This is a genomic window from Kitasatospora sp. NPDC032121 (assembly GCF_055580145.1).
The window spans coordinates 87,980-98,443 of the sequence record NZ_JBVILX010000025.1 but is presented as its reverse complement, the minus strand read 5'-3'; the positions used below and the strand labels follow the sequence as shown (position 1 = coordinate 98,443).

The window sequence follows — 10,464 nt, the reverse complement described above, 5'->3', positions numbered from 1 at the left end:
TCCGCGGAGACCACCACGGTGTGGGACACCCCGGGGGTGTTGTCCACGAAATTGGTGATCAGCCAGTTCAGGTTCTGTGCGGCCTGGCTCATCTGGTTCAACTCAACGCTCCTGGTGATCTGCGCCGTTGCCGTCGCTCCGGCCACCGAAACTATCGAATCCGGGCTGCTGGGCACCATGCTGGAAGCCCGCCTGGTTGGCGGCCTGCTCGGCCCCGGCGCGGCGGCCCTGCTGGATGCCGCGACGCAGGTTGGTCAGCCGGCCGCGGACCTCCTCGGGAGCCCGGGAGACCTGGGGACCGGTCAGCGGCGAGGCCTCGGCGGTGCCGGAGACCAGGTTGGCCTGCGGGGTCCGCCGGGGCAGGCCCGACATGGTGACGCCGCTGGTCGAGGGCTCGCGGATCTGCTCGGCGCGGCGCCAGCGCTCGTCGTTCGCGGACGGACGCCACGGCGCGTCGCCGGTGCCCGGCTGCGGCTGGCCCTGCTGGGGAGCCGGCTGGGGGGCCTGCGGCTGCTGGGGAGCCGGCTGGGGCGCCTGCCGCGGAGCCCGCGGCTCCTCGGCCTGCTGCTGGAACTCCGGCGCGGAGGTGCCGGGGCGGCGCGGCTGGTACGGCCGCGGCCGCGCCTGCTGCGGGCCCTCGGACTGCGGGAACCACGGCTGCTCGCCGCCGGTCGGCAGCGCCATCGGCTCCTGGTGCGGCAGCGGCTGGGGCTGCTGCGGGGCCTGCTCCTGGCGCACCGGCTCCGGACGCGGCGGGTTCGGCACGTTCGGCAGCACCGGCTCGACCAGGCCGAGGCCCAGCGGGTCGCGCGGGTCGATCTGGCTGGCCTCGAAGCGCGGGCGGGCGAACTGCTGGGTGCTCTCCACCGGCGCCGGCTCGGCCGACGGCAGCGGCTGGGGCTGCTGCTGGGCCTGCGGCGGCAGCTGCGGCTGACGGTCGCGCTGCGGCGCGTCCGGACCGGGGCGCTGCGGACCGCGCGGGCCCTGGGCGGCCGGCCGGCCGGGGGCGCCGGGGCCCTGCGGGGCCGGACGGCGCTGCGGCAGGCCGTCCTGCGGACGGTTGCCCGGGCGGGCACCCTGCGGCGGCGTGCCGGGACCGCCGGGGCGGCCGTGCTGCGGCTGCTCGCCGGTCCGGGCACCCGGACCGCCGTCGAACTCGCCGCCGGGACGCGGCCGTTCCTGGCCGGGACGGCCCGGCAGGGGCTGACCGGCCTGCGGCTGGTTCGGCTGCGGCCGGCCGGGCTGCTGCGGACGGGCCTGCGGCTGGCCGGGCTGCTGCTGACCGGCCTGGGGCTGACCGGTCTGGGGCTGGCCGGGCTGCTGCTGACGGTCGCGGCGGGGCAGGCCGTTCGGGCCGCTCTGCGGCGGGCCCTGACGGCCCGGGGCGCGCTGCGGCAGACCGCCCTGCTGGGCCTGCTGCGGAACCTGCTGGCTCTGCGGGGCCTGTGGGTTCTGCGGAGCCTGCCGCTTCTGCTTCGGCTGCGGCTGGGCGGGCTGTCGGCCCTGGCCCTGCTGACCGCCGCCCTGCGGGACGGGGTTCTCCCGCAGCGACTGGCCGACCTTGCGGGTCGGCAGACCGCCGCCGGGCCCACCCGGACCGGCCTGCGGACCGGGGCCCGCCTGCGGACCGGGACCGGCCGGAGCGGTCGGGCCGCCCTGGCCGAGCTGCGGGCGCCCGCCCTGCGGGGCACCGGCGGCCGGGCCCTGGCCGAGCGCGGCCGGACCGCCCTGGCGGGCGGGCGGGACCTGGCGCTGCTGGCGCGGCGTCGGGGCGACCCCACGCTGCTGCTTGCCCTGGCCGGAGCCGGCCCGGCCGGCACCCCGGCGGTCGCCGGAGTTGGTGACGTCCACCGGGAGCATGACCAGCGCGGTGGTGCCGCCGGAGTCGCTGGGACGCAGCTGGATGCGGATGCCGTGTCGCAGGGACAGGCGGCCGACCACGAAGAGGCCCATGCGGCGGGAGACGGAGACGTCCACCGTCGGCGGGTTGGCGAGGCGCTCGTTGATCTCGGCGAGGTCGTCGGGGCTCAGGCCGATGCCGGTGTCGTGGATCTCGACCAGCACGCGGCCGTCCGGCAGCGCGTGGCCGGTGACCCGGACGCGGGTCTGCGGGCTGGAGAACGAGGTGGCGTTCTCCAGCAGCTCGGCGAGCAGGTGGACGAGGTCGTTGACGACGCGGCCGGCGACCTCGGCCGACGGCACGGCGGCGAGCTCGATGCGCTCGTACTGCTCCACCTCGGACGCGGCGGCGCGGAGCACGTCGACCAGCGGGACGGGCCTGGTCCAGCGGCGGCCCGGGTCCTCACCGGCGAGGACGAGGAGGTTTTCGCCGTTGCGGCGCATGCGGGTCGCGAGGTGGTCCAGCTTGAAGAGGTTGGCCAGCTGGTCCGGGTCCGCCTCGCGGCTCTCCAGCTCGGAGATGAGCGACAGCTGGCGCTGGATGAGGCCCTGGCTGCGGCGCGAGAGGTTGGTGAACATCGCGTTGATGTTGCCGCGCAGGAGGGCCTGCTCGGCGGCGAGGCGGACGGCCTCGCTGTGCACCATGTCGAACGCGTGGGCCACGTGGCCGATCTCGTCGGTGGAGTCGATGGCGACCGGCTCGACCGTGGTGTCGACGTCGTGGGGGTCGGCCTCGGAGAGGGTCTTGACCAGCTCCGGCAGGCGGCGCTCGGCGACGTCCTCGGCCGCGGCCTGGAGGCGGGTCAGCGAGCGCACCATCGAGCGGGCGATCAGACCGGCGCCACCGAGGGCGAAGAGCAGCACCAGGGCGATCGCGACACCGATGATCAGGGCGTCGGCGTCGGCCTGGGACTGGAGGTCCTGGGCCTTGCCGTCCAGGTTCTCGATGAGCTTGGACTCGATCCGGCGCTCGGCGGTGATCTTGGCGCTGGCCTTCTCGTACCAGTCCTTGTAGCTGACCGCCTCGGTCTGGCGGATGCCGCTCTGGGTCAGGATCGTGGAGGCGTAGCGGTCGGCGTCGGCGACCACCGAGTTGTAGCTCAGCTGGCTGCGCAGGTTGTCCAGGTCGTGCGCGGTGTAGATGTTGTTGAAGCTCGCGATCGCGTTGTCGTACGAGCTGCGCAGACGGATACCGAAGGACTCGTCGCTGGGGCTGAGGTCGGGGGACTTCGGGTTGGCGAGCGCGGCGCTGATCAGGGCCCGCTGCTGCGAGGTCGCGTTCTTCGCCAGCGAGAACTGCTGCAGCGCGCGGGTCGAGACGACCAGGTCCTTGTTGTTCGACGCGAGCGCGATGTCCTGGGTGATGGACAGCAGGTCGCGGATGATCACGTCGTAGGCGGTGATCGTCGACTGGATGTTCTGGTTGTTCTGGTACGGCAGGCTGCGGGTGTCCGCGATCGAGTTCAGGTCCTTGCGGATCTGGAGCAACAGCGCCTTGCCGCCGGACAGTTCGAGGTTCTCGAACTTGTCGGAGGACGCGGTGAAGGTGCGGCTCAGGTCGTCGGTGGACTTGCGGGCGGCGACGATGTCGTCGTCCAGCGGGGCGGCCGGGTCGTGGGTGATCGGACCGGCGCTGATGTCGCGCTCGGTCTGGAGCGCGTCCGCGAGGTTGGTCGCCTTCTTGGCCAGGTCGGCCAGGTTGGCCATCTGGGCGAGTTGCTGCGAGTTCTCCATCGAGCTCTGGATGCGCAGGCCACCGAGGACCAGCGAGACCAGGACGGGGAGGGCGAGCAGCGCGATCAGACGGGTGCGGATGCGCCAGTTGCGCATCGCGAACCGGTTCAGACCGGTGGCGCGGCGCCGGGTCAGGGACGTGCGGAGTTTGTCCCGGGTGGACTTCCGCTCCCGGCCGTCCTCCTCCGGGCGGCCGGGGGCCTCGGGTGTCACCGGCTCGGCGGGGCCGCCGGGGGCCGCCGCCTGTTGAGGGGCTGCCACAGGCTCACGCGACTCCGGGTTACCCGCGGCGCCGCTACCCCTTTTGAAACGTCCCTGCACTGGCGTCGCAACCTCTGGACCGGGCGTCCCGCCGCGTCGCCACGGCCTGGACGGTGTCGAGTTTCCATCCGCCCCCCGGCCGGTCCGGGAGAGCGGGCACCGGGGTGGACCACTCCCTACCCACGGTCCGTCGCATTCCAGCACAGCCGGGGAATCCCAACAAGGGCCGCAGGTACCGGGTGTCGGGCGCTACCGACCGCTTGCGCGATCTCACGGACTGTGTGCCAACGGGACCGGAATACCGCCTTTTTCGGACACTCGCCGGATACATGCCAAGCGGGCGCAGCGTCGGGAAGAGTCGCAGACCTTCCGGAATGCCCTTTATCGATGGGAATGTCGGAAAATCCGAGTGCGGCGATATGTCGGATATCTGCATTTTGCTCGGCATTTTGTGAGCAAAATCACAGCCTAATGTGTAGCTTTGGTCACGGCCTCTGTGGAATGAGATCTCGTAACCTGGCTGTCGCCTGGGCACGGCCTCGAATCAGCCTGCCCAGAACCCCTCCGAATCAATCGGAATCCATCAGGTCGTCCCGATCCGCCGCGATCGGTCCGGCCATGACCACGAGGTGCTCTCGATGTCCCAGGCGAAGAACGCCACCAAGTCCACGCTGTCCTGCCGCCCCACGGCGAACCCGCGCCGGACGACGCTGGCCTCGGTCGAGGACTTCAGCAAGATCCCGGGCGCCCGCAAGCCCGAGGACGTCGTGACCTACGGCACCGAGCTGCCGGCCGCCACCGCCAACCCGCGCCGCACCCAGCTGATGGTCGCGCCGGTCGTCGTCGTTCAGGACTGACCCCCGCAGCGCCGCGTCGAGGGCGCCGTCGTCACACCCGTGGCGGCGGCGCCCTCGCCGTTGTGCGGCGGGCGCCGGCCGGGCCCCCGCGCCCCGGTCGGCCCAGACTCCGCCCCGACCGTCCTGAACAGGGGCAAAGCGGTCAGCCGAGGCCCCACGCGATAGCCTGGAGACCGATTGACGGGGCCGCGCCCACTGCGGGCGGGGCGCCCACCAGCGCCCGGGCGCGCCCCGGGCGGCCGACGAAGCGAGGGGTACCCCAGCCGTGCGCATTGCCAGGTTTTCCGTCCGGGAAGGGAGCCCTGCCGCCGGCAGCGTCTCCTTCGGCGTGGTGGAGGGCGACCCTTCCCAGCCCGACTCGCTGGTCGTCCACGCGCTGGCCGGCCACCCGTTCGGCCAGCCCCAGCCCACCGGCGAGAGCTTCCGCTTCCAGGACGTCCGGCTGCTCAGCCCGATGCTCCCGAACAAGATCGTGGCGGTCGGCCGCAACTACGCGGCCCACGCGGCGGAGCTGGGCAACGACGTCCCGGACGTCCCGCTCACCTTCTTCAAGCCGTCCACCTCGGTGATCGGTCCGACCGAGAACATCGCGTACCCGCCGTTCTCCTCGGACGTCCACCACGAGGCCGAACTCGCCGTGGTGATCGGCCGGATGTGCCGTGAGGTGCCGTTGGACCGGGTGCCCGAGGTGATCCTCGGCTACACCTGCGCCAACGACGTCACCGCCCGGGACGTCCAGCAGCGCGAGGGCCAGTGGGCCCGGGCCAAGGGCTTCGACACGGCCTGCCCGCTGGGCCCGTGGATCGAGACCGACCTCGACCCGAGCGACCTCGCGATCACGTGCACGGTCAACGGCGAGCTCCGCCAGACCGGCCGCACCTCCCTGATGATCCGCTCGGTCGCCGAGCTGGTCGTCCACATCTCCGAGGCCATGACGCTGCTGCCCGGCGACGTCATCCTCACCGGCACGCCCGCAGGGGTGGGCCCCCTCAACGTCGGCGACGAGGTCGCCGTCTCCATCGAAGGCATCGGCACTCTCACCAACAAGGTGATCAAGCGTGGCTAACACTGACCCGGCCGTCCGGGTTCGCTTCTGTCCCTCCCCGACCGGCAACCCCCACGTGGGCATGGTCCGCACGGCCCTGTTCAACTGGGCCTACGCCCGCCACAACGGCGGCACGCTGGTCTTCCGGATCGAGGACACCGACTCCGCCCGCGACTCCGAGGAGTCGTACGACCAGCTGCTCGACGCGATGCGCTGGCTCGGCCTCGACTGGGACGAGGGCCCGGAGGTCGGCGGCCCGAACGCGCCGTACCGGCAGTCGCAGCGGATGGACATCTACGCCGATGTCGCCCGCCGCCTGCACGAGGCGGGCCACGCCTACCACTGCTACTGCTCCACCGAGGAGCTGGACGCCCGCCGCGAGGCCGCCCGCGCGGCCGGCAAGCCCTCCGGCTACGACGGCCACTGCCGCGAGCTGACCGAGGAGCAGGTCGCCGTCTACAAGCTGGAGAAGCGCGAGCCGATCCTGCGCTTCCGGATGCCCGACAAGACCATCAGCTTCGACGACCTGGTCCGCGGCACGCTCACCTTCGAGCCGGAGAACGTGCCGGACTACGGCATCGTCCGGGCCAACGGCGCCCCGCTGTACACCCTGGTCAACCCGGTGGACGACGCCCTGATGGGCATCACCCACGTGCTGCGCGGCGAGGACCTGCTGTCCTCCACCCCGCGGCAGGTCGCGCTGTACGCCGCGCTCGCCGAGATCGGCGTCGGCAACGGCACCACCCCGCGCTTCGGCCACCTGCCGTACGTGATGGGCGAGGGCAACAAGAAGCTCTCCAAGCGCGACCCGCAGTCCTCGCTCAACATGTACCGCGAGCGCGGCTTCATTCGCGAGGGCCTGCTCAACTACCTGTCCCTGCTGGGCTGGTCGCTGGCCGAGGACCGCGACCTGTTCGACATGGACGAGATGGTCGCCGCCTTCGACGTCACCAAGGTGAACGCCAACCCGGCCCGCTTCGACCTGAAGAAGTGCGAGGCGATCAACGCCGAGCACGTCCGCCGGCTGGCCCCGGAGGACTTCGTCCGCCGCCTGGTGCCCTTCCTCCAGGGCGCCGAGCTGCTGCCGGCCGAGCCCACCGCCGAGCAGCTGGACCTGCTCGCCAAGGTGGCGCCGCTCACCCAGGAGCGGATGGTCGTGCTGAGCGAGATCGTGAACATGGCCGGCTTCCTGTTCGTGGCGCCGGAGAAGTTCGCCGTCGACCCGGACGACGCCGCCAAGGTGCTCACCGCGGACGCCCGCCCGGTGCTGGAGGCCAGCATCAAGGCGCTGGAGGAGCTCGCGGACTTCACCCCGGAGCCGATCCAGGCCGCGCTGCGCGAGGCGCTGGTCGACGGGCTGGGCATCAAGCCCAAGTTCGCCTTCACGCCGCTGCGGGTGGCCGTCACCGGCCGCCGGGTCTCCCCGCCGCTGTTCGAGTCCATGGAGCTGCTGGGACGCCCTGAGACGCTGCGCAGGCTGCGGGCCTCCCTGGACGCCCTGCCGGCCGCCTGAGCGGGCCGCTGAGCAGGCCGCGGGCCCGGCTTCGTGCCGGGCCCGCGGCGTACCCGGAGGTCATCCGCAGGCCTCCCGGCCGCTGCCTGGGGTTATCGATTTTGGACCCGGGGCCGACGTCGGGTAATGTTCTTTCTGCGCCGCCCGGGAGGGAACGGACGAGGGAACGAAAGCCCCTCGGAAGGGACCGACCGAGAGGCGCAACGCCTGAGAAGGGCCCGCGAGGGTTCAACTCTGGTGGGGTATGGTGTAATTGGCAGCACGAGTGATTCTGGTTCATTTAGTCTAGGTTCGAGTCCTGGTACCCCAGCGCAGTACGTCAGTACGGCAACATAAAAGAAGATCAAGCCCCCGTTGTGTAGCGGCCTAGCACGCTGCCCTCTCACGGCAGTAGCGCCGGTTCGAATCCGGTCGGGGGTACTGATCCCGCAAGGGATCGACCGGTCCTGCGAGGGACCACCTGGAAAGCCCCCGTTGTGTAGCGGCCTAGCACGCTGCCCTCTCACGGCAGTAGCGCCGGTTCGAATCCGGTCGGGGGTACTTCAGAGCAGGAAGCCGATGGGCTCGCCCATCGGCCCTTGCTTTGTGTTGGGGTATGGTGTAATTGGCAGCACGAGTGATTCTGGTTCATTTAGTCTAGGTTCGAGTCCTGGTACCCCAGCCAGAAATTGGAAAGACCCCGGTTCCCCGGGGTCTTTTTCGTTGTGCAGTGGAGGCTTCCCGAAAGGGCCCCACCCGGTCGCGGGTGGGGCCCTTTCGGCGTTCTGCGGGGCCCGGCCGACCGGTGCGGGGAAGGCCTCCTCACGGGCCTTCGCGCGGGCCTTCGCGCTGTCCATGCGCTAAGACCGCGATCTCACTCCGCGAGACGCCAGTTCAATCTCCGGCGAAAAGCGCCACTCTGGACGGGAGCGGCCCGGAAGTCTCGCGGGCGGCGTACACGCTTTGACCTCGACGACACTCGACGACACGAGAAGGCCGGCAGCGCGGCCGGCTGGAGGGAATCCGATGGGACGGACACTCGCAGAGAAGGTCTGGGACGACCACGTCGTGCGGCGTGCGGAGGGTGAGCCCGACCTCCTCTTCATCGACCTGCACCTGCTCCACGAGGTCACCAGCCCGCAGGCCTTCGACGGGCTGCGGCTGGCCGGCCGCACGGTCCGCCGCACCGATCTGACGATCGCCACCGAGGACCACAACACCCCCACCCTGGACATCGACAAGCCGATCGCCGACCCGGTCTCCAAGGTGCAGTTGGAGACCCTGCGCAGGAACGCCGCCGAGTTCGGCGTCCGGATCCACTCGCTCGGCGACGTCGAGCAGGGCGTCGTGCACGTCGTCGGCCCGCAGCTCGGCCTGACCCAGCCCGGCATGACCGTGGTCTGCGGCGACTCCCACACCTCCACCCACGGCGCCTTCGGCGCACTGGCGTTCGGCATCGGCACCAGCCAGGTCGAGCACGTGCTGGCCACCCAGACCCTGCCGCTGGCGCCGTTCCGGACCATGGCGGTCACCGTCGAGGGCGAACTGCCCGAGGGCGTCACCGCCAAGGACCTGATCCTGGCCGTCATCGCGAAGATCGGCACCGGCGGCGGCCAGGGCTACGTCCTGGAGTACCGCGGTTCGGCGATCCGGGGCCTGTCCATGGAGGCCCGGATGACCATCTGCAACATGTCGATCGAGGCCGGCGCCCGGGCGGGCATGATCGCCCCGGACGAGACCACCTTCGCGTACCTCCAGGGCCGCCCGCACGCCCCGCAGGGCGAGGACTGGGACGCCGCCGTCGCGTACTGGAAGACCCTGGGCACCGACGAGGACGCGGTCTTCGACCACGAGATCTTCATCGACGCGAGCGAGCTGACCCCGTTCGTCACCTGGGGCACCAACCCCGGTCAGGGCGCCCCGCTGGGCTCTAACGTGCCCGACCCGGCCTCCTTCGCCGACCCGCAGGAGCGCGTGGCCGCCGAGAACGCCCTGCGGTACATGGGCCTGGAGGCCGGCACCCCGCTGCGCGAGGTGACCGTCGACGCCGTCTTCGTCGGCTCCTGCACCAACGGCCGGATCGAGGACCTGCGGGCCGCCGCCGCCGTCCTGGAGGGACGCCGGATCGCCGACGGCGTACGGATGCTGGTCGTCCCCGGGTCCGTCCGGGTCGCCCTGCAGGCCGTCGAGGAGGGGCTGGACAAGGTGTTCACCGCGGCCGGTGCCGAATGGCGCCACGCGGGTTGCTCGATGTGCCTGGGCATGAACCCCGACCAGCTCGCCCCGGGGGAGCGCTGCGCCTCCACCTCGAACCGCAACTTCGAGGGCCGGCAGGGCAAGGGCGGCCGCACCCACCTGGTCTCCCCGCAGGTCGCCGCCGCGACCGCCGTCCTGGGCCGCCTCGCGGCCCCCGCCGACCTGACCGCCGACGTCGCAGCCGTGGAGGCCTGAGCCATGGAGAAGTTCACCACCCACACCGGCCGGGCCGTCCCGCTGCGCCGCAGCAACGTGGACACCGACCAGATCATCCCGGCCCACTGGCTCAAGAAGGTCACCCGATCCGGCTTCGAGGGCGGCCTGTTCGAGGCCTGGCGCAAGGACGAGTCGTTCGTCCTCAACCGGCCCGAGCGGCAGGGTGCCACGGTCCTGGTGGCCGGCCCCGAGTTCGGCACCGGCTCCTCCCGGGAGCACGCCGTCTGGGCGCTCCAGAACTACGGCTTCCACGCGGTCATCTCGTCGCGCTTCGCCGACATCTTCCGGGGCAACTCCCTGAAGAACGGCCTGCTGACGGTCGTCCTGCCGCAGGAGACCGTGGAGCGGCTCTGGGCGCTCACGGAGAGTGACCCCTCGGCCGAGATCACCGTCGACCTGGAGGCGCGCGAAGTGCGTGCCGAAGGCGTCACGGCGGCCTTCGAACTGGACGACAACGTGCGATGGCGGCTGCTCAACGGCCTGGACGACATCAGCATCACGCTGCGGAACGAGGCCGACATCGCGGCCTTCGAGGCGACCCGTCCGAGCTTCAAGCCCCGCACTCTGCCTGCCGCCTGAGTTCCCCTCAGAACAAGCATTCTGACGATCCACCGGATGGCCCGCGCCCCCCTCGGGGGGGCCGGGCCATCCGTCGTTCCGGAGCACGAGTTAGCGCCGGGGCCCGCCCCGGATTGCCCATTTGG

Annotated in this window: 6 protein-coding genes, 4 tRNA genes and 1 pseudogene; 9 read left to right on the top strand and 2 right to left on the bottom strand. The window is 71.6% G+C overall.

The annotated features are described in order from the left end of the window. A pseudogene (locus ACZ5OX_RS36180) lies at window positions 1–92 on the bottom strand (roadblock/LC7 domain-containing protein); the annotation flags it as partial. A gap of 10 nt (window positions 93–102) precedes the next feature. Next, a complete protein-coding gene (locus ACZ5OX_RS36175) occupies window positions 103–3,894 on the bottom strand; it encodes a nitrate- and nitrite sensing domain-containing protein (protein ID WP_465636094.1) in 3,792 nt (1,263 codons plus the stop codon). 638 nt (window positions 3,895–4,532) lie between these two features. On the opposite strand from ACZ5OX_RS36175, the gene ACZ5OX_RS36170 reads away from it, so the two are divergent. From ACZ5OX_RS36170 to leuD, 9 genes are all read left to right on the top strand, one after another. Further along, entirely contained in the window at window positions 4,533–4,751 is a 219-nt protein-coding gene (locus ACZ5OX_RS36170) for a hypothetical protein (RefSeq protein WP_380456464.1), read from the top strand. 265 nt (window positions 4,752–5,016) lie between these two features. Next, a complete protein-coding gene (locus ACZ5OX_RS36165) occupies window positions 5,017–5,817 on the top strand; it encodes a fumarylacetoacetate hydrolase family protein (protein ID WP_465636092.1) in 801 nt (266 codons plus the stop codon). Window positions 5,818–5,878: 61 nt separating this feature from the next. Next, window positions 5,879–7,309, top strand: coding sequence for a glutamate--tRNA ligase (gltX, locus tag ACZ5OX_RS36160; RefSeq protein WP_465636102.1), 1,431 nt, complete (start codon window positions 5,879–5,881; stop codon window positions 7,307–7,309). Window positions 7,310–7,547: 238 nt separating this feature from the next. Further along, window positions 7,548–7,619, top strand: a tRNA-Gln gene (locus ACZ5OX_RS36155). Between the two features lie 37 nt (window positions 7,620–7,656). Then, window positions 7,657–7,729: transfer RNA gene (locus ACZ5OX_RS36150), tRNA-Glu, on the top strand. 47 nt (window positions 7,730–7,776) lie between these two features. Beyond that, a tRNA-Glu gene (locus tag ACZ5OX_RS36145) sits at window positions 7,777–7,849 on the top strand. Between the two features lie 49 nt (window positions 7,850–7,898). After that, a tRNA-Gln gene (locus ACZ5OX_RS36140) sits at window positions 7,899–7,973 on the top strand. A 341-nt stretch (window positions 7,974–8,314) separates the two neighbouring features. Continuing rightward, a complete protein-coding gene (leuC, locus tag ACZ5OX_RS36135) occupies window positions 8,315–9,739 on the top strand; it encodes a 3-isopropylmalate dehydratase large subunit (protein ID WP_465636090.1) in 1,425 nt (474 codons plus the stop codon). A 3-nt stretch (window positions 9,740–9,742) separates the two neighbouring features. Further along, window positions 9,743–10,339, top strand: a complete 597-nt coding sequence (gene leuD, locus ACZ5OX_RS36130) for a 3-isopropylmalate dehydratase small subunit (protein ID WP_449791284.1) — start codon at window positions 9,743–9,745, stop codon at window positions 10,337–10,339. The last annotated feature ends 125 nt before the right edge of the window (window positions 10,340–10,464 follow it).

Excerpts from the sequence above, each read along its gene's own strand:
- ACZ5OX_RS36170 (WP_380456464.1), top strand. The coding sequence starts at position 4,533 with ATGTCCCAGGCGAAGAACGCCACCAAGTCCACGCTGTCCTGCCGCCCC.
- gltX (WP_465636102.1), top strand. The coding sequence starts at position 5,879 with ATGGTCCGCACGGCCCTGTTCAACTGGGCCTACGCCCGCCACAACGGC.
- leuC (WP_465636090.1), top strand. The coding sequence starts at position 8,315 with ATGGGACGGACACTCGCAGAGAAGGTCTGGGACGACCACGTCGTGCGG.
- leuD (WP_449791284.1), top strand. The coding sequence starts at position 9,743 with ATGGAGAAGTTCACCACCCACACCGGCCGGGCCGTCCCGCTGCGCCGC.